This is a genomic window from Sphingopyxis sp. H115, assembly GCF_001468465.1.
GTDB lineage: Bacteria > Pseudomonadota > Alphaproteobacteria > Sphingomonadales > Sphingomonadaceae > Sphingopyxis.
On the sequence record NZ_LNSA01000010.1, the window covers coordinates 38,160 to 60,684 of the forward strand.

At 65.4% G+C, this 22,525-nt stretch carries 26 protein-coding genes; 11 read left to right on the plus strand and 15 right to left on the minus strand.

Annotated elements, in window-relative coordinates:
- Nucleotides 1-35 precede the first annotated feature (35 nt).
- Genes ATE71_RS09035 through ATE71_RS09065 form a run of 7 tightly spaced genes read right to left on the minus strand, consistent with a single transcriptional unit; the run spans nucleotide 36 to nucleotide 5,102 of the window.
- Nucleotides 36-1,253, minus strand: a complete 1,218-nt coding sequence (locus tag ATE71_RS09035) for a murein hydrolase activator EnvC family protein (RefSeq protein ID WP_058803178.1) — start codon at nucleotides 1,251-1,253, stop codon at nucleotides 36-38.
- A complete protein-coding gene (locus tag ATE71_RS09040) occupies nucleotides 1,250-1,678 on the minus strand; it encodes a 23S rRNA (pseudouridine(1915)-N(3))-methyltransferase RlmH (protein ID WP_058803179.1) in 429 nt (142 codons plus the stop codon). The genes ATE71_RS09035 and ATE71_RS09040 overlap by 4 nt, the downstream gene beginning before the upstream one ends.
- 1 nt (nucleotide 1,679) lies before the next feature.
- Nucleotides 1,680-2,420 (minus strand): DMP19 family protein, encoded by a 741-nt coding sequence (locus tag ATE71_RS09045; RefSeq protein WP_235587973.1) that lies wholly within the window; start codon nucleotides 2,418-2,420, stop codon nucleotides 1,680-1,682.
- Between the two features lie 9 nt (nucleotides 2,421-2,429).
- Complete coding sequence (rsfS, locus tag ATE71_RS09050) at nucleotides 2,430-2,825, minus strand: ribosome silencing factor (protein ID WP_184648866.1); 396 nt, start codon at nucleotides 2,823-2,825, stop codon at nucleotides 2,430-2,432.
- The gene (locus ATE71_RS09055; RefSeq protein ID WP_058803181.1) at nucleotides 2,822-3,475 is read right to left on the minus strand and encodes a nicotinate-nucleotide adenylyltransferase; all 654 of its coding nucleotides are present in this window, start codon (nucleotides 3,473-3,475) and stop codon (nucleotides 2,822-2,824) included. Before ATE71_RS09055 ends, rsfS begins: the two co-directional genes overlap by 4 nt.
- Nucleotides 3,472-3,819, minus strand: coding sequence for a nuclear transport factor 2 family protein (locus tag ATE71_RS09060; protein WP_058803182.1), 348 nt, complete (start codon nucleotides 3,817-3,819; stop codon nucleotides 3,472-3,474). Before ATE71_RS09060 ends, ATE71_RS09055 begins: the two co-directional genes overlap by 4 nt.
- A complete protein-coding gene (locus ATE71_RS09065; protein WP_058803183.1) occupies nucleotides 3,816-5,102 on the minus strand; it encodes a glutamate-5-semialdehyde dehydrogenase in 1,287 nt (428 codons plus the stop codon). Before ATE71_RS09065 ends, ATE71_RS09060 begins: the two co-directional genes overlap by 4 nt.
- Before the next feature lie 79 nt (nucleotides 5,103-5,181).
- Between ATE71_RS09065 and ATE71_RS09070 the strand changes: the two genes are divergently transcribed.
- Complete coding sequence (locus ATE71_RS09070) at nucleotides 5,182-6,318, plus strand: DUF3667 domain-containing protein (RefSeq protein ID WP_058803184.1); 1,137 nt, start codon at nucleotides 5,182-5,184, stop codon at nucleotides 6,316-6,318.
- A gap of 68 nt (nucleotides 6,319-6,386) precedes the next feature.
- Nucleotides 6,387-8,018, plus strand: coding sequence for an alkaline phosphatase D family protein (locus ATE71_RS09075; RefSeq protein ID WP_058803185.1), 1,632 nt, complete (start codon nucleotides 6,387-6,389; stop codon nucleotides 8,016-8,018).
- Here the strand turns inward: ATE71_RS09075 and ATE71_RS09080 are convergent.
- Entirely contained in the window at nucleotides 8,003-8,905 is a 903-nt protein-coding gene (locus ATE71_RS09080; protein WP_058803186.1) for a TolB family protein, read from the minus strand. The two genes, ATE71_RS09075 and ATE71_RS09080, sit on opposite strands and share 16 nt — an antisense overlap.
- 115 nt (nucleotides 8,906-9,020) lie before the next feature.
- On the opposite strand from ATE71_RS09080, the gene ATE71_RS09085 reads away from it, so the two are divergent.
- Entirely contained in the window at nucleotides 9,021-9,437 is a 417-nt protein-coding gene (locus tag ATE71_RS09085) for an Lrp/AsnC family transcriptional regulator (RefSeq protein ID WP_058803187.1), read from the plus strand.
- A 9-nt stretch (nucleotides 9,438-9,446) separates the two neighbouring features.
- Here the strand turns inward: ATE71_RS09085 and ATE71_RS09090 are convergent, their stop codons facing one another.
- A complete protein-coding gene (locus ATE71_RS09090; RefSeq protein ID WP_058803188.1) occupies nucleotides 9,447-9,815 on the minus strand; it encodes a RidA family protein in 369 nt (122 codons plus the stop codon).
- A gap of 233 nt (nucleotides 9,816-10,048) precedes the next feature.
- Between ATE71_RS09090 and ATE71_RS09095 the strand changes: the two genes are divergently transcribed.
- Genes ATE71_RS09095 through ATE71_RS09105 form a run of 3 tightly spaced genes read left to right on the plus strand, consistent with a single transcriptional unit; the run spans nucleotide 10,049 to nucleotide 11,030 of the window.
- Nucleotides 10,049-10,375, plus strand: a complete 327-nt coding sequence (locus ATE71_RS09095; protein ID WP_058803189.1) for an ArsR/SmtB family transcription factor — start codon at nucleotides 10,049-10,051, stop codon at nucleotides 10,373-10,375.
- Nucleotides 10,372-10,794 (plus strand): SRPBCC family protein, encoded by a 423-nt coding sequence (locus tag ATE71_RS09100; protein ID WP_058803190.1) that lies wholly within the window; start codon nucleotides 10,372-10,374, stop codon nucleotides 10,792-10,794. Before ATE71_RS09095 ends, ATE71_RS09100 begins: the two co-directional genes overlap by 4 nt.
- 20 nt (nucleotides 10,795-10,814) lie before the next feature.
- Nucleotides 10,815-11,030: a hypothetical protein gene (locus tag ATE71_RS09105; protein WP_058803261.1), complete on the plus strand. Its 216-nt coding sequence runs from the start codon at nucleotides 10,815-10,817 to the stop codon at nucleotides 11,028-11,030.
- A gap of 4 nt (nucleotides 11,031-11,034) precedes the next feature.
- Here ATE71_RS09105 and ATE71_RS09110 read toward each other — a convergent pair whose 3' ends face one another.
- Nucleotides 11,035-11,958, minus strand: coding sequence for a crotonase/enoyl-CoA hydratase family protein (locus tag ATE71_RS09110; protein ID WP_058803191.1), 924 nt, complete (start codon nucleotides 11,956-11,958; stop codon nucleotides 11,035-11,037).
- A gap of 236 nt (nucleotides 11,959-12,194) precedes the next feature.
- Here ATE71_RS09110 and purC point away from each other — a divergent pair, with 236 nt between their 5' ends.
- Entirely contained in the window at nucleotides 12,195-12,974 is a 780-nt protein-coding gene (gene purC, locus ATE71_RS09115; protein WP_058803192.1) for a phosphoribosylaminoimidazolesuccinocarboxamide synthase, read from the plus strand.
- A 120-nt stretch (nucleotides 12,975-13,094) separates the two neighbouring features.
- Here purC and ATE71_RS09120 read toward each other — a convergent pair whose 3' ends face one another.
- Nucleotides 13,095-15,086, minus strand: a complete 1,992-nt coding sequence (locus ATE71_RS09120; RefSeq protein WP_058803193.1) for a lipoxygenase family protein — start codon at nucleotides 15,084-15,086, stop codon at nucleotides 13,095-13,097.
- A 157-nt stretch (nucleotides 15,087-15,243) separates the two neighbouring features.
- On the opposite strand from ATE71_RS09120, the gene ATE71_RS09125 reads away from it, so the two are divergent.
- Complete coding sequence (locus tag ATE71_RS09125; protein ID WP_235587974.1) at nucleotides 15,244-16,389, plus strand: sensor domain-containing diguanylate cyclase; 1,146 nt, start codon at nucleotides 15,244-15,246, stop codon at nucleotides 16,387-16,389.
- Nucleotides 16,390-16,431: 42 nt separating this feature from the next.
- On the plus strand, nucleotides 16,432-19,326 hold the full coding sequence (locus ATE71_RS09130) for a M16 family metallopeptidase (protein ID WP_058803195.1): 2,895 nt from the start codon (nucleotides 16,432-16,434) through the stop codon (nucleotides 19,324-19,326).
- 283 nt (nucleotides 19,327-19,609) lie between these two features.
- Here ATE71_RS09130 and ATE71_RS09135 read toward each other — a convergent pair whose 3' ends face one another.
- The 3 genes from ATE71_RS09135 to ATE71_RS21670 form a co-directional block, all read right to left on the minus strand.
- Complete coding sequence (locus ATE71_RS09135) at nucleotides 19,610-20,029, minus strand: hypothetical protein (RefSeq protein ID WP_058803196.1); 420 nt, start codon at nucleotides 20,027-20,029, stop codon at nucleotides 19,610-19,612.
- Between the two features lie 282 nt (nucleotides 20,030-20,311).
- The gene (gene bfr, locus ATE71_RS09140) at nucleotides 20,312-20,794 is read right to left on the minus strand and encodes a bacterioferritin (RefSeq protein ID WP_037555365.1); all 483 of its coding nucleotides are present in this window, start codon (nucleotides 20,792-20,794) and stop codon (nucleotides 20,312-20,314) included.
- Between the two features lie 101 nt (nucleotides 20,795-20,895).
- Nucleotides 20,896-21,069: a bacterioferritin-associated ferredoxin gene (locus ATE71_RS21670; protein ID WP_081933078.1), complete on the minus strand. Its 174-nt coding sequence runs from the start codon at nucleotides 21,067-21,069 to the stop codon at nucleotides 20,896-20,898.
- Between the two features lie 182 nt (nucleotides 21,070-21,251).
- On the opposite strand from ATE71_RS21670, the gene purS reads away from it, so the two are divergent.
- Together purS and purQ are read left to right on the plus strand one after the other, a co-directional pair.
- Nucleotides 21,252-21,482, plus strand: a complete 231-nt coding sequence (gene purS / locus ATE71_RS09145) for a phosphoribosylformylglycinamidine synthase subunit PurS (protein WP_058803197.1) — start codon at nucleotides 21,252-21,254, stop codon at nucleotides 21,480-21,482.
- Between the two features lie 14 nt (nucleotides 21,483-21,496).
- A complete protein-coding gene (purQ, locus tag ATE71_RS09150; protein ID WP_058803198.1) occupies nucleotides 21,497-22,162 on the plus strand; it encodes a phosphoribosylformylglycinamidine synthase subunit PurQ in 666 nt (221 codons plus the stop codon).
- On the opposite strand, the gene ATE71_RS09155 is transcribed toward purQ, so the two are convergent.
- Nucleotides 22,124-22,507, minus strand: coding sequence for a hypothetical protein (locus ATE71_RS09155; RefSeq protein WP_058803199.1), 384 nt, complete (start codon nucleotides 22,505-22,507; stop codon nucleotides 22,124-22,126). The two genes, purQ and ATE71_RS09155, sit on opposite strands and share 39 nt — an antisense overlap.
- Nucleotides 22,508-22,525: the final 18 nt, after the last annotated feature.

Sequence of the window (22,525 nt, forward strand, 5' to 3'; positions counted from 1 at the left end):
ACGGAACAGCGGCGGAACGGGCGATTAACGGGGCGTCAGCCGATCATCGCGACGATATCGACCGGGCGCCCCGCGCGGCGCAGTTCGACGGTGATGCGGCTGTCGTCGGACCCGGCGCGGCCGACGGGCGCCCCGGCATCGAGTGTGTCGCCGACGCCGACCGACAGCGCGATCATCCCGGTGAGCAGCGAGACCCAGCCGCCGCCGTGATCGACGATGACAATCTTGCCATAGCCGCGATAATCGCCAGCGAAACTGACCCGCCCGGGGGCGGGGGCGACGACCTGCCCGCCGGGTCGCGCCGCGATTGTCACGCCGCGCGACCGCACGCCGCTTTCGTTGACTTCGCCCAGCCCGGTGACGATGCGTCCGACGACGGGCAGGCGGTAGGCGCCTTGCGTCTGCTCGGCCTCGGCGGGGGCGGTGGATGGGGCGGCGCCGGCTTCGGCAACGGCGGGGTTGCGCGGGCGCGGCAGCGGGCCGGCGAGCTGCGCTAGTTCGGCACGCACCGCGCTGTCGGCTTCGAGGCTGTCCATTAGCTCGACGATATCGCGCGCCTTTTCGCCGAGCCCCAGGGCCCGGTCGGCCTCGAGCTGCGCGCTGCTCATTAGCTCGCGCGAGCGCAGGCGGCCTTCGTTTTCGAGTCGGGTCAGCGCGTCGCGGCGCTGCGCCAGCTGTGCCTTGCTCGACGACAGCGCCTGCAGAGCGATCCCCTGCTGGCGCCGCGTGGTATCGAGCGCGGCGAGTTCGCGCCGCACGCCGGCGGTGCGGCGTTCGATCACCGGCATGGCGGCATCGATTACCGCGCGGGCATGGACGATGTCGGTCAGCGACCCGGGCTGCGCCAGCACGCTGACCGGCGGCTGGCGGCTCAGCTGCTGGAGCGAGGCGGCGAGTTCCAGCAGGGGTTGCTGTTGCTCGGCGAGCCGCGCGCGCTGCGCCGACAGGCGGCGGCTGACGAGCGCGACGCGTGCTTCGCCCGCGCTGATATCGGCTTCGGCCGACTGGATGCGCGCGGCGAGCGCGGCGCTGCGCTTCTTCAGCCGGTCGGCCTCGCTGACCGCGGCGACCGCCTGTTTTTCGAGCAAGGCGCTACGCGCCATCGCCGCCGCCGATTGCTGCTTGGCGTCGATCAGCTGGTCGCGTTCGCGCGCGGCGATCGCTGCGGGGTCGAAGATGTCGCTCTGCGCGAGCGCGAACGCGCCGCCCGCGACGGCGGCGATCAGGCCGAGCGTGGCGGCAAGGCGCCTCACTGGCGACCCTCGCGGTGATAGGGATGGCCGGCGACGATGCTGGTCGCGCGCCACAATTGTTCGGCGAGCATCGCGCGCGCCATCAGGTGCGGCCAGGTCGCGCGTCCGAAGGCGATGACCTTGTCGGCACCCTCGCGCTCTTCCGGGGTGAAGCCGTCGGCGGCGCCGAGGCAGAAACGCGCCTCGCGCACGCCGCCGTCGCGCCATTTTTCGAGCAATTTGGCAAATTCGAGCGACGACATCTGGTCGCCGCCCTCGTCGAGCAATATGGTGCGACTGTTGTCGGGTGCGGCGGGCATGCGTCCGCCGGTATCGGGAAGCTCCGAAATCTTCTGCGCCCAGGTCACGCGCTTCATATAGCGCGCGACCAGCTCGGCCTCCGGGCCGCGCCCGATGCGTCCGCGCGCGATGATGTGAAGAAGCATGTCAGCCGTCTATTCGGCACAATTGATCGCGGTGCGCGCGAATATAAGAGCCGACATAATGCTGCGATTTCTGACGCGTGCTGTCGAGGTAGAACCATGTGTCGAAAGCGTCCGCTGCTACACAGGGGGGCGTCTCATATTCCACCGGCGGCTTTTCGACAGGCTTTATTTCACCGTTCGACACCGCCTCGTTGTACAAGGTTTGCAAAATTGTGTCGGACAATTGATCGTATAGGGCCCTCTCGCGCCGCCGCGCCCACGGCCGCCATCGCGTTTTGCTGCGCGTGAGGCTGTCCAGCATATGGTTTCGATTGGCTCCCGCCTCGTCGTCCCACTCCCATAGCTCCGAAGCAACGGACTGGGGGTTCGCCGGATCGCCAGCCTGTTCGCGGAAAGCAGGATCGAAGCGTTCGAATAGCTCGGGCCAGTCCAGTTGTGCGATGAGCCGATACGCCAGTGCCAGCGCTTTTTCATAATTGGATATGAACTGTTCGAAACCACCGTTTGCGACCTGGCCGACCAGATCCGACCACATCATCAGCACCCGCTGAGCCTCGGTCAGCTGTTGATTGCCTGGATGGCCGTAGAGATTCCAGCCAGGGACATTCATCACCGATGGCGTATGGATCAGGCCTTCGCCGGTCAGCCACCAGCCGGAATCGACATAGCTGGCCCGCTCCTCGAATTCTTCGGGCGTCAAGGCTGGACGCGTGTCCATGGGCGTCGCGTCACCGGCGCTCACGGATTCAGGTCAATTCGCGGCTGCAACCGGCGGCGCGTCGCCGAACGACCACATGCGCTCGAGGTTGTAGAAGCTGCGAACCTCGGGGCGGAACAGGTGGACGATCACGTCGCCCGCGTCGATCAGCACCCAGTCGGCGTTGGGCAGGCCTTCGACCCGGACCAGCCGGCCCGCTTCCTGCTTGATGCGCTGCGCGAGCTTGTCGGCGATCGCCGAGACATGGCGCGTCGACCGGCCGCTCGCAATCACCATATGATCGGCGATGCTGCTTTTGCCGGCAAGCGGGATGGAGATGGTTTCCTGGGCCTGATCCTCGTCCAGCTGGTGGAGGATCAGCGCGTGGAGCGCGTCCACACTGTCATTGGCTGCGGCGCCGGGCGCGGCATCCTTACTGGCGGCTATCAAGCGGTTTCATTCCTTTCGTCCATGGCCAGCCGCGAATGCGTCAGCGGGTCGCGCATCGCGCGGCCAGCATAGCGTTCGAACCAGCGGGGGTTGGCCTGCCGTATTGCAGTTGCGGATCGCACATCGGGCGAAAAACGCAGGAACACGAGGGCAGGCGGTCTCCAGTCCGTCCAGTGAAGTTTCTGGTCCGCGGGCCGGACGTAGCGCCGAAGCCAACCCATCGCCTGCGCGGCATGGGCCCGGCCACTATAGCCCGGACGCGCGACAACCGCAATCGGCATCAATCGCGCAATTCCCCGCCAGTCGCGCCATTGGGGCAGCTGGGCCAGATTGTCGGCGCCCATGATCCAGATGAACCGCCGGTTGGGGTAGCGCCGGACGAGCTTTTTCAGCGTATCGATGGTGTAGCGGGTGCCGAGTTCGGCCTCGATCGCGGTCGCGCGGATCGGCGAGCGCCGCGCCATGCGCTGCGCCGAACCGAGCCGTGCGGGGAGCGAGGCCATCCCCGCCTTGGGCTTGAGCGGATTGCCGGGCGATACCAGCCACCACAATTCATCGAGCCCCAGTGCTTCGATCGCATTGAGGCTGATCGCGCGGTGCCCGCCATGCGCGGGATTGAAGCTGCCGCCGAGGAGGCCGGTGGGGATCATGCGTAGCAGGCCAGACTTTCAGTGATCTGTCCGTCCGGGCCAAAGACAAAAATTTCAGCGACTCGCCGCCCGCGCTCATTGTCATAGAGGATCGTCAGCGCTTCATGGCCCTTGAGCAACAGAACCAGCGTGAAGTGCAGGTCGGGGGCCAGGGGAAGCGCGGCTCTCCAATAGGCCGCAAGGGCGTCTTTGCCAGTGACGGTGCCGGTTCCGATGATACGCTGGGCGTTTGGCGAACGAAAAATCACATTCTTCGCATAGTGCGCGAGAACGCGATCAAGATCTTTTGAATTCCACGCTGCGATCCATTCCGAAGCGAATTGCGACGCCTGTTCGTCGGTCAAGGCCGCACCTGTCCCGTGCCGCGCACCAGCCACTTATATGTCGTGAGCCCTTCCAATGCGACCGGGCCGCGCGCGTGCAGCCGCCCCGTCGCGATGCCGATTTCGGCGCCGAGACCGAATTCGCCGCCGTCGGCGAATTGCGTCGAGGCGTTGTGCATCACGATCGCGCTGTCGACGCCGGTCAGGAAACGCTCGGCGATCCCCGCATCTTCGGTCACGATCGCGTCGGTGTGCCTGCTCGAATGCGCGTCGATATGCGCGAGCGCGCCGTCGATACCGTCGACCAGCGCGACCGAGACGATCGCGTCGAGATATTCGGTGTCCCAGTCGCCCATCGAGGCCGGTTCGACATGCGGGCTCAGCGCGGCGACGCCCTTGTCGCCGCGCACTTCGCAGCCCGCCTTGACCAGCGCATCGACGATCGCGAGGGGCGCCGCATAGGCGCGGTCGATAAGGATCGTCTCGGTCGCACCGCAGATGCCCGTGCGGCGCATCTTGGCGTTGACCGCCAGTTCGACGGCTTTTTCCGGATCGGCCGCGCCGTCGATATACAGGTGGTTGATCCCGTCGAGATGCGCGAGCACCGGCACGCGTGCCTCGTCCTGCACGCGCGCGACCAGTCCCTTGCCGCCGCGCGGGATGATGATGTCGATCAACCCCTGCGCGCGCAGCATCGCGCCGACCGCGGCGCGGTCCTGCGTCGGGACCAGCTGCACGGCATCGGCGGGCAGGCCCGCATTGACGAGCCCGGCCGCGAACGCCGCGTGGATCGCGCGGTTCGACAGCGCCGCCTCGCTGCCGCCGCGCAGGATGACGGCGTTGCCCGACATCAGCCCGAGCGCCGCGGCGTCGGCGGTCACATTGGGGCGGCTTTCATAGATGATGCCGATGACGCCGAGCGGCACGCGAACGCGGCTGAGCACCAGGCCGTTGGGGCGCGTGGCGCGGTCGATCTCGGCGCCCGACGGGTCGGGGAGCTTTGCCACATCGTCGATCGCATCGGCGATCGCGCCAAGGCGACCCTCGTCGAGCCGTAGCCGGTCGAGCATCGCGCCCGAGAGACCGTTCTTTTGCCCTGCGGCCATGTCCTCGGCATTGGCCGCCAAAATGTCGGCCGCCCGCGCACGGATCGCCGTCGCTGCCGCAACCAGCGCGGCTGCCTTGTCCCCCGTCGGGGCGAGCGCGAGCCGTTTCGCGGCGGCGCGCGCGCGCGCGCCCATGTCGGCGATCAGGGCGGCGGCGTCGCCGGGCAGCGGCGGGGCGGTCAGGGCTTCGGCATTCATGGCGCCGCCACTACCATGTTTTCCGCCTATCTCGAAAGCCCCGTTGCGCGGCGCTGCGCGCGGCTTTAGGCAAGGCGCCATGACAGGGGATATCGAGGGTATCGGCGGCGCCGTCACGGCGGGTCTTGCCGCGCACGTGGTCGAATCGCGGCACGGCGGTCCGGCGCACGGCGACGCGCCACTGCGCTGCCTCAATTGCGGCACCAGCCTTGCCGGGTCGCACTGTCATCATTGCGGCCAGCGCGCCGACGTGCATCGCAGCTTCGGCGCGATCGGCCATGACCTTGTCCACGCGATCTTTCATTTCGAGGGCAAGATCTGGAACACGCTGCCGCTCTTGACCTGGCGGCCGGGCGACCTGACCCGCCGCTATATTCACGGCGAACGCGCGCGTTTCATTTCGCCGCTCGCTTTGTTCCTGTTCGCGGTCTTCCTGACCTACGCGGTGCTTGCGATGGTCGGTAGCGGCGGCGGGCTGGGCGAGGAATTGAACAAGGCCGCAGCCGAGCAGACCCGCGCCGCGGCGATCAAGGACAGCATGCAGGTCGAGGTCGATCGGATCGACGCCGAGCTGGCGAAAACCGAGCTGCCCGCGTCCGAGCGGAGCGCGCTGGAGACCGAGCGCGACATCTTGCAGAAAAGCGCCGGCTACCTCGGCGTAGCGCGCAGTCGCAGCAAGAGCGAGCGCGCCGCCGATCGCGCCGCGGGGCCGCCGGTGCTCGACGATCCGGTCAGCCAGATCGCGACGAGCGCCGACTTCATCTCGCGAAACAAGATCGACACCGGCGTTCCCTTCATCGATCACGGCCTGCAAAAGGCGTTCGCGAACCCGGCGCTCGTCCTCTATAAACTGCAGGCGAACGCCTATAAATTCGCGTGGGCGCTGATCCCGCTGTCGCTTCCCTTCATGTGGATGCTCTTTCCGTTCAGCCGGCGCTTCCACACATATGACCATTTTGTCTTCGTCACCTATTCGATCTCGTTCATACTGCTGCTGTTCGTCGTGGTGCGGCTGCTCAATTTGACGATCTTCGGCGAGGTCGCGACCTTTTTTGCGCTGCTCTATGTGCCGTTCCACATGTACCGCCAACTGCGCGGCGCCTATCGCTCGTCGCGGTTCGGCGCCTTCGTGCGCGCGAACCTGCTGCTCTTTTTCAGCCTGTTCGCGGTGATCTGGTTCATGCTGTTGCTGCTTGCCGTCGGGATCAGCGGATAGGTTCCGGTCCCGCGCGCGAAGCTGTAACAAAGACCGGTCACAGAGCCGGCGACGCGGGAGGACATGCGATGCATCAGCTGTGGAACGAAATCGATCGCCGCTTGCTCATCAAGCTCGGCACGGCGGGGCTTGCGGCCCTGTCGCTGCCCGGCGCAGCGGCGGCGGCGATGGCGCAGGGCTTTACCCATGGCGTCGCGAGCGGCGAGCCAGGTGCCCATTCGGTGCTGCTGTGGACGCGCTATGCCGCCGCGAATGATACCGCGCTGACCGCCGAGCTGTCGGAGAACGCCGACTTCGCCAAAATTGCGGCTGCTGGCAGCGTCTCCGCCAAGGGCGATCGCGACCATACCGCGAAGATCGTGATCGACGGGCTCGAACCCGGGCGCTGGTATTATTATCGTTTCGTCGCCCCCGACGGGACGAAATCGGCTATCGGCCGGACGCGGACGCTGCCGGCCGGGCCGACGAGCGCTTTCACTATCGCGCTCTTCTCCTGTTCGAACCTGCCCTTCGGCTGGTTCAACGCCTATGCCCATGCCGCGGCGCGGAACGATATCGACCTTGTCGCGCATGTCGGCGACTATCTCTACGAATATCCGGTCGGCGATTATCCGTCGCTCGAGAAGGCGGTCGCCGGCCGCGATATCCAGCCGACGCACGAGATGGTCAGTCTCGCCGATTACCGGCTGCGTTATGCGTCCTATCGCGCCGATCCCGACCTCCAGCGTATCCACGCGCTGTTCCCGATGATCGCGCAGTGGGACGATCACGAGTTCACCAATGACGCATGGAAAGGTGGCGCCGAAAATCATAACGACGGCGAGGGCGAATGGACCGCGCGTGCGGCGGCCGCCGAGCGGGCCTATCGCGAATGGATGCCCGTCGCCGACACGCGTTGGCGCGATTATCAGGTCGGCGACCTTGCGACGATCTTCCTTCCCGAAACGCGCGTCACGGCCCGCGACCGCCAATATGAGGTCGACGAGATCATCGCGGGCGAGGGCGACCCGGCGGCGCGGCTCAAGCGGTTCGCCGAAGGCGCCTATCGCGATCCCGCGCGCCAGATGCTTGGCGCCGAGCAGGAGAATTGGCTGTTCGACGGCTTCGCCCGATCGACGAAAGCGGGGACGCGCTGGCAGATCTGCGCGCAGCAGGTGGTGATGGGCAGCCTGTTCACCCCGCCCGAGACGAGCGACTGGTTCGGTGCCGACCAGCCCGAGTATGTCCGCCGCCGCGTCGAAACCGGGCAACTCGCGGCGAAGGCGGGGCTGCCGTTCAATCTCGACGCATGGGATGGCTATCCCGCCGCGCGCTCGCGCCTGCTCGCCGCGGCGCAGCGCGCCAATGCCGACCTGATCACGCTGACCGGCGACACGCACAACGCCTGGGCCTTCGACCTTGCCGAGGACGGACGTCCCGCTGGGATCGAGATTGCCGGGCAGAGCGTCACCTCGCCCGGCTATGAAAATTATACCAAGGGCATTTCCGATGCCGCGCGCGTGTCGGCGCTGCGGCGTTCGTCACCCGAACTCAAATGGGCGAACACCGAGGACCGCGGCTATGTGACGGTGCAACTGACGCGTGAGCGCGTCACCGCGAACTGGCACAATGTCGAAACGATTCGCACCCGTTCGCCTGTGCTGAAGGGCACGAACAGCATGACGGCGACGCGCGGGCGGCGCGCTTATGACGCCGCCTGATCGCGGCAGTCGGGCGGCCACGACCGATCGGGATCGCTGACGAGGTCGATCAGGAACATTTCGCCCGACCGCGCGCCGTGCCGCTGGGCAAAAAGCAGCCGGTCGCCCTTGGGCGATAGGAGCGGACCGACCTGAAACTGATCGGGATCGGCGGGGATGCGGCCGACCTCGATCCAGCGGCCCCCTTCGCGGCGATAGCGATAGAGATGCGACCGGTCGCCGCGGTTGGACACGGTGATCAGCGTCCGGCCGTCGCGGGAAATCTCCGCCTCATAATCATGGCCTGTGGTGCTGACCGGCGGGCCGACGTTGGCGACGGTCCATTCGCCCGGCCGGATTTCGGTCGCGATATAGATGTCGCCGCCGCCCGCGCTGCCCTCACGGCTCGATCCGAAATAGAGGCGCCCGGCGGCGTCGGTTCGCGGCAAAAGCTCGGCGGCGGGCGAGTTGACGGGTTCGGGCAGGCGCTGCGGATCGCCCCACGCGCCATCGGGCGTGCGCTCGACATACCAGATGTCGAAATCGTCGGTTTCGGGTGCGTGGCGCGTCGAAATATAATAGAGCCGCTTCCCGTCGGGGGTGATGAACGCGTCGGCTTCGATCACCGGCAGCGGCATCGCGAACGAGGGCGGCGCCGGCGGACCCCAGGTGCCCGTTTCACAGCGCGACCGCATCAGGCGATAGGTGCCGAAATCCTTGTCCGCAGCCAGATAGATCATCGTCCGCCCGTCGGAGGTGAAGGTGGGCGAGGATTCATAGCCGTCGCTGGCGATCGCGGCGGGGGTCCACAGCGTTGCGGTGCGGCTGGCCGACGTGTCGGCGGCGGCGCTGCACGCGGACAGCGCGGCGGTGCCGAGCAGGATCGCAGCACGATCGATAAACATCATGGACTTTTTCTCCGGCAAGACGCTAGCAGACGCGCGGCTTTTTTTTCCAAGCTGCGGATGCAACGCCAGCGTCCGATCGGCGGCGTGGGCGCCATTATGGCGGCAAGGGAGGGTTATGGATGCGATCGACCGGCAGATTGTGGCGATGCTGCGCGCCAATGCCCGCCTGCCGCTCAAGACGCTCGCGGCGACCGTGGGGCTGGCGCGCAGTTCGGTGCGCGAGCGCTTGTCGAAGCTGGAGGCGGCGGGGACGATCGGCGGCTATCATGCGCGCATCGTCGATGAAGGTGGGATTGCGGCCATCCTGCAGCTGCGGCTTGCGCGCACGCCGTCGCCCGACATCGTCGCGGCGATCACCGCCATGGCAGAGGTTGCGCGCTGCTATTCGCTGAGCGGCGACATCGACCTGCTAGTCGAGATCGAGGCCGCCGATGCGGCGCAGCTTAACGCCACGCGCGACCGGATCGCGACGATCACGGGGGTGGAGGATACCACGACCGCGCTGATCCTGAAGCGCGACAAGGATCGCTAAGGCGTGGCCTCAGGCTGCGGCGATCGCCTCGATTTCGAGCAGCCATGCCTCGTCATAGATGTCGGCGACGATGATCGTGAGCGCGGGCGAGCGATCGCCCAATATTTCGTGCCGGATACGGTAATTCGCTTCGCGGTAACGGCGATCCGACAGGAAGACGGTGACCTTGACCAGGTCGTGCAGCGTCATGCCGCCTGCGGTCAGCTGCGCCTCGACATTGCGCCAGACGAGGCGGCACTGGTCGTCGAACGCCGCCGGCACCTTGTCCTCGGCATCGACGGGTATCTGGCCGCTGACGAACAGCCAGCGCGTCGGCGCCTCGACCAGATGCGCCTGCGCATAAGCGACGCCGGTGGGGTTGATCGCGCGATTGGGCATGGGGGGCCTCGTCATTCCGATGGACGGGACGATCATTCTCGCCAGCACCCCGGCGCAGAGCGAACGGCGCGCGAGGGGCAGGCGAAGGACGTCCGATGGGTTCACGCCAGCATCTAACGCGCAGGCTAGGCGAGGTTCCAGCATCCGATCGGCGGCGCGCCCGCCATAAGGGCGGCGCTTGACACTCATAACTGTTTGGTTATGAGAAACATATAGCCAGTGAGTTATGAATTATGACCGACGCATCACCCGACCTTCTGTTCAAGGCGCTCGCCGACCCGAGCCGGCGCGCCTTGTTCGAGCGGCTTTGCATGGACGGCGAACAAACGGTCGGCGCTCTCACGGCGGGCGCCGGCATCTCGCAGCCGGCGGTGTCGAAGCATCTCGGCCTGCTCAAACAGGCGGGGTTGGTGCTCGACCGGCATGAGGGACGCCAGACACATTACCGCGCGCAGCAACGCGCGCTCGCGCCGCTCGTCGACTGGACGGGGCGCATGAACCGCTTCTGGGAAGCGCGCTTCGACGATCTCGAAGATTTGCTCAAAAGGATGGATCAATGACCGATACTGAAGTTCGCACTGTCACGGTCGAGCGCGAGATTCCGCATCCACCTGAAAAGATCTGGCGCGCGCTGACGACGCAGCATTTGATCGAGGAATGGCTGATGAAGAATGACTTCGGGCTCGACCTCGGCCATCGCTTCCAGCTCAGCGGCGACTGGGGCAAGGTCGACTGCGAAATCCTCTACGTCGATCCGGGGCGGAGCCTGTCCTACACGTGGAATTATGCGCACGATGATCCGGCTTACCGGCTCGACAGCAAAGTCACCTTCACGCTCGAACCGATCCCTGCGGGCACCTTGCTGCGCATGGAACAGGTCGGCTTCCGTCCCCACCAGAAGCAGGCGTTCGGCGGCGCCAAGGGCGGCTGGAAGATCCACCTAGAAAATCTGGAAAAGGTCGTCGCCAAGCTTGGCTGATGTCAGACAGGGAGAAGAATATGAACTGGAGCCTGTGGATCCGGCAATTCCATCGCTGGGTATCGATCCTCTTTTCGGCGATCGTGCTCGCCATTTTCGTGATGCTCGGCCTCGGCCAGCAGCCGGCCGAGTGGGTCTATTACCTGCCGCTGCCGCCGCTATTCCTGCTGATACTTTCCGGGCTCTATATGTTTTTCCGACCGTGTTTCAGGAAGCGCGGCGGCGCGGCGCACTGACCGCTCAGCTATAGGTCGGCGTGTCCTCGAACTCGGCGAACCACGGATAGTCGTTCGCGACGCTCGCCGTGAAATGGGCGGGCCGCTTTTCGAGGAAGCTCGACACGCCCTCCGCGGCATCGGGGCTGCGCCCGCGGGCGAAGATCGCGCGGCTGTCCCAGCGGTGCGCGCTCATCGGATGCGGCGCGCCGAGCATCCGCCACAGCATGTGGCGCGTGAGCGCGACCGACACCGGCGCGCTGTGATCGGTGAGCTCGCGCGCCTTGGCGATCGCGGCGTCGACCAGCTCGCCGGGGGCATGCACCGACTGGACGAGGCCCTTTTCATGCGCTTCTGCTGCCGGGATCAGCCGCCCCGAAAAGCACCAGTCGACTGCGGTCTGGATGCCGACGAGGCGCGGCAGGAACCAGCTCGACGCCGCTTCGGGGACGATGCCGCGCCGCGCGAAGACGAAGCCGTAGCGCGCAGCGTCGCTCGCGAGCCGCGCGTCCATCGACAGGGTCATCGTTGCGCCGATGCCGACCGCGGCGCCGTTGATCGCGCCGAGCACGGGTTTCTTGCAGTCGAAGATGCGCATCGACACGCGCCCGCCCGAATCGCGGATCAGCGGGTGCGACCAGTCGATCGCGCCATCCTCGCCGACGGGGCTCGCCGCCATGCCGCCGGGCAGGATCGCCTGTTTATCGGTGCGCTTGTCATAGTCGAAGGTCGCGGCGCCCTGACCCAGATCGGCGCCCGCGCAATAGGCTTTCTCGCCCGATCCGGTGAAGATCACCGCGCGCACGCCGTCGTCGGCGTCGCATTCGTCGAGCGCGGCAACGATCTCCAGCATCATTTCGGTGGTAAAGGCGTTCATCCGGTCGGGGCGATGCAAGGTCAGCAGCGCGATGCCTTCGTGGCGGTCGAGGCGAATCTGGTCGAAGCTCATATCTCTCTCCCTTGTCGTTGGGTGCAGGGTCGCAAGGGATAGAAAAGAGTGCAAGCTCTAGTTGACGTAAACGTAAGAGCGATTGCCGCTCTCCGAATGGGAGACGGGACTGCCACGCCGGGGATGACGCGCGGGGCCTTTGTCGCTATAGGCCCCCCGACCGCCCCGGCGCCGCGCCTCTTTCTGAGTCGCCTTGCCGGGGCCATTCATTTGGTTCCGACAGAAAGTTGACCGCCATGGCCCGTCGCCGCCAGATCTACGAAGGCAAAGCCAAGATCCTTTACGAAGGCCCCGAACCGGGCACGCTGATCCAATATTTCAAGGACGACGCGACCGCGTTCAACGCGCAGAAGCGGGGGACGATCAATGGCAAGGGCGTGCTCAACAACCGGATTTCGGAGCATGTGTTCACGCTGCTCGGCAATATCGGCGTGCCGACGCACTTCATCCGCCGCCTCAACATGCGCGAACAGTTGATCCGGCAGGTCGAGATCGTGCCGATCGAGGTGATCGTGCGCAACGTCGCGGCGGGCACGCTGTCGAAGCGGCTGGGGATCGAGGAGGGGACGCAGCTTCCCCGCACCTTGATCGAATATTGCTACAAGGATGACGCGCTTGGCGATCCGCTGGTGGCCGAGGAGCATATCGCCTGCTTCAATTGGTGCAGCCAGGATGAGCTTCACGACATTCAGGACATGGCGATCCGCATCAACGACTTCATGTCGGGTATGTTCGCCGCAGTCGGCATCCGCCTCGTCGACTTCAAGCTCGAGTTCGGGCGCCTCTATGAAGGCGATTTCAGCCGCATCATCCTCGCCGACGAGATCAGCCCCGACGGCTGCCGTCTGTGGGACATGACCACGAATGAAAAGCTCGACAAGGACCGCTTCCGCCGCGACCTTGGCGGCGAAGTCGAAGCCTATCAGGAAGTCGCGCGCCGGCTGGGGCTGATGCCCGAAGGCGGCGAGAATGCCGTGCTCGATCTCGAAAGCCACCGGAAGAAAAAGGGCAACTGAGGCTCCTCACGCGACCATCTATTTCCGTTCGCATCGCGCGAAGTCGAGACACCCCGCGGCGGGGCCATGCCCCTCGGTCATCTCGACTTCGCTCGATGCGAGCGGGTAATCTGCGCTGGGCTAAATATTGATGCTCGTCGGGATCAGGCTCGGCTGCAGATAGGGATAGGGCTGCATCCGCGCCGCGTTGCGCGCCACGATCTCCGCTTCGACGCCCGTGAGCGCCGCTTGAAACCACGCCAGCGGTCCTTCGGGGCCCGTCACGCGCGGGTCCTGAAACCATAGCGGATATGGGAAGGCGTTGCTGCGATAGTCGCCGAGCGGGCGGTAGTGCACCGACCCCAGCAGTTCGAGCACATTCAATTGTTCGAGCGCGAGCGCCATCGGCGGCATCATTGCGAGCCAGCCCGCCTTGTCGTGCCCGCGCTGCCCGTTCGGCGCCGCTTGCCAGCCCGCGCCGGTGACTGCGGGGGCAAAGGCCATGATGTCCTTTTGCGGGAAATTGACCGCGGCATGCTGCGCGCTCGCGGTGAACATCACCATCGCGCACACCTCGGCAAGCTGCGCGCGCGTGGTGACGGGTCCGAAGCCGTTGATCTTCGCTTCGCCCGAGAGGCACGCGGCCCATGCGGTCAACTCGGTGTCGGCGACGACATCGGCGTCGCTCGTATAATAAAGGTCGATATATTGCCGCGCCCATTCGTGGATTGCATCCCAGACGAGCAGGGCATCGTCGCGGTACGGATAATCGGCGAGCGCCGAATCGACGCTGACGCCGCGCGCGGCGAAGTCGGCGTGCGGCATCTTGCCATAGAAATCGAACGCGAGCCTTGCATCGACGGCGGCGCGCTGGCTCGACGCGATCGTGCCTGCGAAAATATGGTCGATCGGGCCGTTCGCGGCGATCAGAGAAGTCGCCGCCGCTTCGTTGATGAACAGTGTGCCCTCGAAATGCGGGACGAGAAGCGCCCAGACCGGATGGACTTCGGCAAGGTGGCGGTGCGTCGCGACCGCGAACGCCTCGATCACCAGATGCGTCCGCGCGAGGTGCGTGAACAGCTCGTGATAGTTGCCGTCGGCGACCTGCACGACGAACTTCGCCATTTCCCAGCCCCAAAGCTTGTCGGCGGCTGGCGAAGGGGTGAAGATCGGCCAGTCGGCGGGGTCCTGCCCACACTGGATCGCGACGGGCACCAGCGACGATCCGCCAGGCGGCACCGCGAACAGCGCCATCGGCTGCCAGGCATATTTGGCGAGGTTGCCATAGGTGCCGGGATCGAGCACCTCGAGCGGCTTGTAATCGAGCAGGAACAGCCGCCCGTCGGCGAGCGCGGCGGCGAGCGTGTCGCCGTTCACCACGGCGGCATATTGCGCGGCGCTGAGCGGGAAGTTCGCGGGCAGCGCGTCGCCCACCGCAGCGATCAGCATGCAGTTCGGGCCCTGCACACGCAGCCGCGCGAACTCGGCATCGCCCTCGAACATATAGGAGATACCCGGGACGGGGAGCGTCGCGAACAGCTCGCGATAGGCTTCGATGCTGCGCACCGTCTTGCTGCCGAGACCGAGCGCTTCGTCGACCTTCATCAACTCCTCGAGCCGCTCCTTATAGCCCTTGAGCAACGCGACATGCGCGTCGCGCTCGGCGGCGGCGACGGCATTCTCGACGTCGCCGATCATGCGTTCGAAAATATTGCCGCCGCTGTGCACGCCATGCTCGGCCGCGATCTTGGCGGTCGAGGCTTCGATCGCGTCGCATTCGGCGAGCGCGGCCTCATATTCGGCGCGCGGGCTGTCGAGTTCGCCCTTATCGACCCCGCCGAGCTTCACCGTCAGCGCGTTGCGCACGATGTCGAGCCCGACGCCGATCAGGATCGCGAACCAGGCGATCGTCGGTTCGTCGTTCTTCGGCACGTCGGTCGCGAGCGGTACGCCGGGCAGCGTGGGAATATCGGTGGTCCAGGTATAGACCGCCTGCGTCGCGGTCAGCTGCGCCGCCCGAGCGACTTGTCCGGCCGGGGTGTCGTCCTGCGGCAGCGTGGGATCGGCGGAGGGCATCGGCGCGGCCGGGGCGGCGGGCGGTGCCGAGGTCAGGGGGAGCATCGGATAGGACATGGCGGACTCCTGTCGAGCGCAAGAAACAGGGCGCGGCTATCGCGCGACATGGTTAATATTTCGCAAGCCGATCCGCCCCGCACGCGGCCTAGAGGGATGATATGCCGCGATTTCGATCCTTAACCCCTGCTTTACCCCCGCTTGCTATCCCACCGGCATGACGGGGGTCTCTCACTGGTTGCGCACGCGCATTTTTCCGGCGGTTCCGGATGCGATTCGCGACGATTTCACCATTTTGCGCGCCAATCGCATCGAAACGCTGACCCCGATGCTGTTCCTGATGCTCGCGGCGACGACGCCGACCGCCATCTATGCCGGCGTCGATAGCGTACATCCCGTGATCCGCATCGGGTTTCCGGTCATCCTCGCCATCGTCGGCATCCTCGGCTTCCTGGTCCTCGTGAAGAATCGCGGCCGGCGGATGAGCCCGCGCCGCGCGCGCAGCATGATCGTCGAGGCCAGCTGGATTTCGGGCATCACCGGCGCCATGTGCAGCCTGTGGACGGTGACCAACTGGCTCGCCGCGCCGCCCGCGACGCACAGCTATTACGCAATGATCATGGCGATGGGGTCGCTTGCGACCGCTTATTGCCTGTCGTCGATCCGGTTCGCGACCTTCCTCAACCTTGGCGTCGGATTGGCGCCGGTGTCGTTTTTGATGCTGACATCGGGCAATCCGCCCGAAATTGCGGCGGGCACCAGCCTCGTCATCGCAACTCTGTTCCTGCTGCGCATGGTCGTGCAGCAACATGGGCAGGTCATCGACCTGCTCCAGCTCCAGCGCCAGATGCGCGAACTCGCGCACACCGACCCGCTCACCGGCCTCGCCAATCGCCGCGAATTCGACATGCGGCTCGACGAGGAGATTGTCGCGGCGGGACCGAACAGCCATTTCGCGATCGCGTTGCTCGATCTCGACGGGTTCAAGCCGGTCAACGACCAACACGGCCATGCGATCGGCGACCTGCTGCTGTGCGAAATTGCCGAGCGGCTGCGCGGCGCGTGCGGCGACCATGCCGTCGTCGCGCGGCAGGGGGGCGACGAATTCGCGATCCTCGTCCACGCGGGATCGCCGCTGCTTGCCACCTCGCTCGCCGACCATATCCTTGCGGCGCTGGCGGCGCCCTACCGGATCGGCGGCCGGCCGATCAGCGTCGGCGCGAGCATCGGGACCGCGAACTGGCCCGAACATGGCACGACCGCGCGCAAGCTGTTCGAAGTCGCCGACGCCGCGCTCTACGCGGCCAAGGCGGTCGATCGCGATCTCCCGTCGTCCGTCGAAAGCATCGGCCAGATGGCATGACGATGGCTTGACCGCCCGCCGGGCGGTCGCCAAACCGGTGCGATGACCAAAAATCTTGTCCGGCGCACGTCGACCGCGCTGTCGCCCCTCATTCTCCTCATCGCCAGCACCGCTCCGGCTTATGCGAAGGAAACGCCCGCAACGACGCCGGCGCCCGCCGCCGCCAATCCGCAAAGCGACGCGGCCAAGGCGTGGAATTTTGCCGCCAGCGACGTGCCTGTCGATCCGAACATCGTCTTTGGCGTGCTGCCGAACGGGATGAAATATGCGCTGCTGAAGAACAGCACGCCCAAGGACAGCGTCGTGCTGCGCATGCGCTTCGACGTCGGCAGCTTCGCCGAAGCCGACGATCAGCGCGGGCTCGCCCATTTCCTCGAACATATGGCGTTCAACGGATCGACCAACGTGCCCGAGGGAGAAATGATCAAGCTGCTCGAACGCAAAGGCCTCGCGTTCGGCGCCGACACCAATGCGTCGACCGGCTTCGACGAGACGGTGTACAAGCTCGACTTGCCCAATGCGTCCGACGACCTGATCGACACCGGGCTGATGCTGATGCGCGAGACCGCGAGCGAGCTGACGATCGATCCCGCCGCCGTTGATCGCGAACGCGGCATCATCCTCTCCGAACGGCGCGCGCGCGACACCTATCAACTGCGCAGCCTGATCGACCAGCTCGATTTCCAGATGCAGGGGATGACGGTCGCAAGCCGCATTCCCGTCGGTACCGAAGAGGTGATCAAGACCGCGCCGGCGGCGCGCATCCGCGATCTCTACGACCGCTATTATCGTCCCGAACGCGCGACGCTCGTGATGGTCGGCGACTTCGATCCGGCGGCGGTCGAGGCGAAGATTAGGGCGCGTTTTGCCGACTGGCAGGGACGCGGCGCCGCGGGCGCCGACCCCGATATCGGCAATGTCGATTATGGGCGCGCCGCCGCAGCGGACGATTTCGTCGATCCGGCGATCCAGGATTCGGTGACGATTGCGGCCTTCAAGCCATGGGTGGACGAGCCCGACAGCAGGGCGAAGCGCGCGCGCAAGCTCGCTGAGGACGTCGGCGAGGCGATCGTCAGCCGCCGGCTCGCGAAGATCGCGCTCAAGGAAGATTCGCCGATCCTTACCGGCTATTTCAGCGATGCCGAGGGGTGGAAGAAATTCGACCAGGTGACGGTCGGCGCGGTCGCCAAGGAAGGTGCTTGGAAAGAGGCACTTGCGCTCGTCGAACAGGAGCAGCGCCGCGCGATCGAACATGGCTTTACCCAGGCCGAGGTCGACGAGCAGCTTGCGATCCGCCGCACCGCATTCCGAAACGCCGTCGCGGGCGTGACGACGCGGCGCAGCGATGCGCTTGCCGATGCGCTGGTCGCGGCGGCCGAGGGCGATTTCGTCTTCACGCGCCCCGAAACGTCGCAGGCGCTGTTCGAGGCCGCAGCGCCGTCGCTCGATGCCGCCGCGGTGACCGCTGCTTTTCGGGCGCGCATGGAGGGGCTGAGCCCGCCGCTCGCGCGCGTGACGACGAAGGCGCCGGTCGAGGGCGGCACCGCTGCGATCCTCGCGGACCTGCAGGCCTCGACCAAGGTCGCGGTCGCGGCGCCGAGTGAGGCCGCGAATGCCGCCTTCGCCTATGATAATTTCGGCACGCCGGGAAAAATCGTCAGCGACGAGCGTATCGAGGATCTCAATATCCGCCGCATCCGGTTCGCGAACAATGTGATGCTCAACATCAAGACGACCGATTTCCAGAAGGACAAGGTCATGCTGTCGCTGCGCGTCGACGGCGGCAATTTGCTCGCGACAAAGGAGGATCCGACGAGGGTGTCGCTCGCGGGATCGCTGATGCTTGGCGGGCTCGAAGCGCACAGCTATGACGAGCTGCGCTCGATTCTCGCCGGCAAGACGATCAGCCCGGTCTTCGGCAACGCCACCGACAGCTTCGGCGGCAGCGCGGTGACCTCGCCCGAGGATTTCGCGTTGCAGGCAAAGCTGATGGCGGCCTATCTAACCCACCCCGGCTATCGCGCCGACGGGCTCGCGCTGATCCGCCGCGTGCTGCCGCAGCAATATGCCGCGAACGATGCGACGCCGGCGGCCGTGATGGGGCGCGATGCGGGCGGCATTCTCGCAAACGACGATCCGCGATCGCAGACCCCGCCGCTGGGCAAGGTGATGGCGCTCGACTGGGCGCAGCTAAAATCAGCGGTCGCCGACAGCTTCGCGCATGGCGCGGTCGAGATTGGCGTCGTCGGCGACATCGGCGAACAGGCGGCGATCGACGCGATCGCGGCGACCTTCGGCGCCTTGCCCGAGCGGCGTGCCGCCTTCGACCCGCGCGCCGACGCGCGCGTGCGGCATTATGCTACCGACCGCAGCGAACGCACCTTGATTCACAAGGGCCCTGCGGAACAGGCAGAGCTGCGCGTCTATTGGCCCGCGCGCGACGATAGCGATCTGGGCGAAGCGATGCGGCTCAACCTGCTCGCGCGTGTGATGCAGCTGATGCTGACCGAGGAACTGCGCGAAAAGCTCGGCGAAAGCTATAGCCCCGCTGCGGCTGCGAGCCTTTCGGACGAGTTCCCAGGGTATGGCCATCTCCTCGCGGCGAGCAATGTCGATTACAAGGATCTCGCGACGACGCGCGCGGCGATCTTTGCGATTGCTAAGGAGTTGCGCGCCAAGCCGGTCGATGCCGACCTGCTCGATCGCGCGCGGCGTCCGCTGGTCGAGGCGATGGTCAAGTCGCGACGCGAAAACGCCTATTGGCTGAACTATGTCGGCCAAGCGGCGAGCCACCCCGACCGGCTCGACCGCAGCCGCAAGGGCATTGGCGAAGTCGAAGCGGCGACACCGGCCGAACTGCAGGCGCCCGCGAGACGCTATCTGATCGACGACAAGGCGCTGGTGATCAAGGCGGTTAGCGACAAGGCGGGAAAATAGGGTCGTCAGCCATTCACCGAAAGGAGCATTAGATCCTCCCTGTGGCGCAGTCATGGGGAGGTGGCAGCGCGAAGCGCTGACCGAGGGGCTGATCGCGCAAGATCGCGGCCCCTCCCTCACCGCTGCGCGGCGGTCCCCCTCTCCGTCGCTTCGCGACAGGGAAGACGTTTTATCCTCGTCATCCCGGACTTGATCCGGGGTCCATGACCGCCAGCCTTGTTGTGGATCCCGGATCAAGTCCGGGATGAGGAATGTCTGGAATCCCTCCCAAAGCGGACCCCATCTAAACCCGCCCCGGCGCCCGTGCCCGGATGAAATTTTCCAGCGCGGCGAACAACATCTGGCGCGCATCGCTGCCCAGCATTTCGGCGGTCAACCAATCGAAATGGACGCGGTCGCCACGCGACGACGCGCCGACCATCGCCGCCAGCAACGCTTCGTCGAAGCTCACGCGCGGGCAGCAGGGCGGGGCGACGGCAAAGGGTTCAGGCCAAATATGGGCGATTGCCTCGACGACAAGGCGATAGCGGCGCGCGGCGAGGATATTGCCCCAGCGCCGTTCGAGTTCGGGCATCGGGTCGCGCGCGGCGCGGCGGCAGAGGATGCAATAGCGCAGCGCCAGCACAGCCTGCGCGGCTTCGGCCGAGAGATCGCGCACCAGCGGCTGCTGCGTCAATTGGCGGATCAGCGTGCTGCTTTGCATGAGGTTTCTGTCTCCCGGCCCATTCAGTCCGTCGGTCCGTTTCGCCCCGGTAGGGAAAAAGATGCCGGCCGCTTGTCATGCAGCTTGAAGATGCAGCGGCCGGCAGGAGGGGACTGCCTCACCTTGCTATTGAGAATTATTCGCAAATACAAGCAAAAAAAGAGGCGCTCGAAAGCGCCTCCGAAAACTGCGGTTTTATGGCGTCTTCGTCCCCGCGAAGGCAGGACCCGCTATCGGTCTCTCCGGGAGCGGCCCCGCCCTTGTGGGGAACGACGATTCGGCTCAATCGTCGCCGGCGGGCTTCGACTGGAGTTGAATGTAATTTTCGATGCCCATACGTTCGATCATCTCGAACTGCTTCTCGAGCTCGTCGACATGATGCTCCTCGCTTTCTAGGATATCGGCGAACAGGTCGCGGCTGACATAGTCGCGCACGCTTTCACAGTGCGCAATCGCGTCCTTGAGCAGCGGGATCGCTTCTTCCTCGACCGCGAGGTCGGCCTTGAGGATTTCCTCGACCGTCTCGCCGACGCGCAGGCGCCCGAGCAACTGAAAATTGGGGAGGCCGCCCAAAAAGAGGATGCGGTCGGCGAGCTTGTCGGCATGCTTCATCTCGTCGATCGACTCTTCGCGTTCGAACGCGGCGAGGCGCGCGACGCCCCAATTGTCGAGCATGCGATAGTGCAGCCAATATTGGTTGATCGCGGTCAGCTCGTTCTTGAGCGCCTCGTTCAGGAAATCGATGACTTTTTCGTCGCCCTTCATGGTGTCTATCCTGTCATTTCTGTCTTGGAATGGAGTGGGCGCATTATAGGCGCCCCGACCCCATCAGGCCAAGGTCAAAAATGGCGGAAAACCATGAAAAATCAGGCGGTCGCGGCAGCGTCGCTGATGATATTGCGAGCGAATGACAGGCATTGTCCGCACTTGGGTTTGCGACCCAATTGCGCATAGGCCGCCTTCGCACACCGCAATTGGCCACTCCGCGCAACATCGCGCAGCTGGCTTTCCCTTATTGCGTTGCAGACACAGACGACCATGTGCGAATCCTTCTCAACAACTCCGATTTAGGGATAGTGCGAGAGATTCGCAACAGGAAAGATGCGACTGGTTCGCAATGTGAACAGCGCGTTTTTTCGCCTTTCCGGCCCTTGCCCGGAGCGTGATTCGCGGGCATAGGCGCGCCCATCTTCCCCGCCCGCACAGCAAAAGGTCCGCCCCCATGAAAGTGAATGTCTATGTGACGCTCAAGCCGGGCGTGCTCGACCCGCAGGGCAAGGCGATCCATCATGCGCTCGAGGGCCTTGGTTTCGGTGGCGTTTCCGACGTGCGCGCCGGGCGTTTCATCGAACTCGACGTCGCCGACGGCACGAGCGATGCCGATCTCGACGCAATGTGCGCGAAGCTGCTCGCGAACACGGTGATCGAAAACTACCGCATCGAACGCGCGTAAGAAGGAACGCCATCATGAAGACCGCCGTCATCGTCTTTCCCGGCTCCAACTGCGACCGCGACATGGCGGTCGCGCTCGAGCAGGTCACGGGCAAGGCCCCCGCGATGGTGTGGCACCGCGAAACCGCGCTGCCCGATGGCATCGACTTCATCGCGCTCCCTGGCGGTTTTTCCTATGGCGACTATCTCCGCTCGGGCGCGATGGCGGCGCGGTCGCCGATCCTGCGCGCGGTGTCGGATGCCGCTGGGCGCGGCGTGCCGTTGCTCGGCGTCTGCAACGGCTTCCAGGTGCTGACCGAGGCGCAGTTGCTGCCGGGCGCGCTGATGCGCAACGCCGGATTGAACTTCGTGTGCCGCACTGTGCCGCTGACGGTCGAGAACAGTCAGTCATTGTTCACCGCATGCTATCAGGCGGGCGAGGAAATCGATATTCCCGTCGCGCATCACGACGGCAATTATTTCGCCGACGCGGCGACGCTCGACCGGATCGAGGGCGAGGGGCGCGTCGCTTTTCGTTACGCCGCCGACGTCAACGGATCGGCCCGCAATATCGCGGGCGTACTCAACGATGCGGGCAATGTGCTCGGCATGATGCCGCACCCCGAACGCGCGATCGATCCCGCACACGGCGGCACCGACGGGCTACGCCTCTTCGAGGCCGCGCTCGGCGTCCTCGCCTGACGGCGGATTCTTCGCTTTCGCCGTTGGCTGCAACCATCGGCCGACGACCAGCAGAACGGTCGGCCAGAACATCGTGTTCCAGATGTCGTGCCAATGTGCGGCGTCGGGCTGGATCGTCGAGTGGCTATATTCGGCGGTCATATCGAGCCACTCGCCGCCGCACGCCATCGCCAACACCGCCAGCCATGCCGCCAGCCACCCACCGCGCCGGCGCCAGACTAGCCGCACGATCAGGAACAGGGTCAGCCCGAAATAGACGTGCAGCGTATCCTTGCTGAGATGCGCCGTGGTAACGAACCACAGCTTCTGTTCCTGGAACAGCGCGGCGAGATGGACAAGATTCATGTGAGTCGTGGGATCCTG

What these genes read in the sequence shown, in the direction of transcription:
- ATE71_RS09040 (WP_058803179.1), bottom strand. Translation starts at nt 1,678, where the DNA reads ATGCTTCTTCACATCATCGCGCGCGGACGCATCGGGCGCGGCCCGGAG.
- ATE71_RS09055 (WP_058803181.1), bottom strand. Translation starts at nt 3,475, where the DNA reads ATGATCCCCACCGGCCTCCTCGGCGGCAGCTTCAATCCCGCGCATGGC.
- ATE71_RS09065 (WP_058803183.1), bottom strand. Translation starts at nt 5,102, where the DNA reads ATGAATGCCGAAGCCCTGACCGCCCCGCCGCTGCCCGGCGACGCCGCC.
- ATE71_RS09070 (WP_058803184.1), top strand. Translation starts at nt 5,182, where the DNA reads ATGACAGGGGATATCGAGGGTATCGGCGGCGCCGTCACGGCGGGTCTT.
- ATE71_RS09075 (WP_058803185.1), top strand. Translation starts at nt 6,387, where the DNA reads ATGCATCAGCTGTGGAACGAAATCGATCGCCGCTTGCTCATCAAGCTC.
- ATE71_RS09080 (WP_058803186.1), bottom strand. Translation starts at nt 8,905, where the DNA reads ATGATGTTTATCGATCGTGCTGCGATCCTGCTCGGCACCGCCGCGCTG.
- ATE71_RS09085 (WP_058803187.1), top strand. Translation starts at nt 9,021, where the DNA reads ATGGATGCGATCGACCGGCAGATTGTGGCGATGCTGCGCGCCAATGCC.
- ATE71_RS09090 (WP_058803188.1), bottom strand. Translation starts at nt 9,815, where the DNA reads ATGCCCAATCGCGCGATCAACCCCACCGGCGTCGCTTATGCGCAGGCG.
- ATE71_RS09095 (WP_058803189.1), top strand. Translation starts at nt 10,049, where the DNA reads ATGACCGACGCATCACCCGACCTTCTGTTCAAGGCGCTCGCCGACCCG.
- ATE71_RS09100 (WP_058803190.1), top strand. Translation starts at nt 10,372, where the DNA reads ATGACCGATACTGAAGTTCGCACTGTCACGGTCGAGCGCGAGATTCCG.
- ATE71_RS09105 (WP_058803261.1), top strand. Translation starts at nt 10,815, where the DNA reads ATGAACTGGAGCCTGTGGATCCGGCAATTCCATCGCTGGGTATCGATC.
- ATE71_RS09110 (WP_058803191.1), bottom strand. Translation starts at nt 11,958, where the DNA reads ATGAGCTTCGACCAGATTCGCCTCGACCGCCACGAAGGCATCGCGCTG.
- purC (WP_058803192.1), top strand. Translation starts at nt 12,195, where the DNA reads ATGGCCCGTCGCCGCCAGATCTACGAAGGCAAAGCCAAGATCCTTTAC.
- ATE71_RS09120 (WP_058803193.1), bottom strand. Translation starts at nt 15,086, where the DNA reads ATGTCCTATCCGATGCTCCCCCTGACCTCGGCACCGCCCGCCGCCCCG.
- ATE71_RS09125 (WP_235587974.1), top strand. Translation starts at nt 15,244, where the DNA reads ATGACGGGGGTCTCTCACTGGTTGCGCACGCGCATTTTTCCGGCGGTT.
- ATE71_RS09130 (WP_058803195.1), top strand. Translation starts at nt 16,432, where the DNA reads ATGACCAAAAATCTTGTCCGGCGCACGTCGACCGCGCTGTCGCCCCTC.
- ATE71_RS09135 (WP_058803196.1), bottom strand. Translation starts at nt 20,029, where the DNA reads ATGCAAAGCAGCACGCTGATCCGCCAATTGACGCAGCAGCCGCTGGTG.
- bfr (WP_037555365.1), bottom strand. Translation starts at nt 20,794, where the DNA reads ATGAAGGGCGACGAAAAAGTCATCGATTTCCTGAACGAGGCGCTCAAG.
- ATE71_RS21670 (WP_081933078.1), bottom strand. Translation starts at nt 21,069, where the DNA reads ATGGTCGTCTGTGTCTGCAACGCAATAAGGGAAAGCCAGCTGCGCGAT.
- purS (WP_058803197.1), top strand. Translation starts at nt 21,252, where the DNA reads ATGAAAGTGAATGTCTATGTGACGCTCAAGCCGGGCGTGCTCGACCCG.
- purQ (WP_058803198.1), top strand. Translation starts at nt 21,497, where the DNA reads ATGAAGACCGCCGTCATCGTCTTTCCCGGCTCCAACTGCGACCGCGAC.
- ATE71_RS09155 (WP_058803199.1), bottom strand. Translation starts at nt 22,507, where the DNA reads ATGAATCTTGTCCATCTCGCCGCGCTGTTCCAGGAACAGAAGCTGTGG.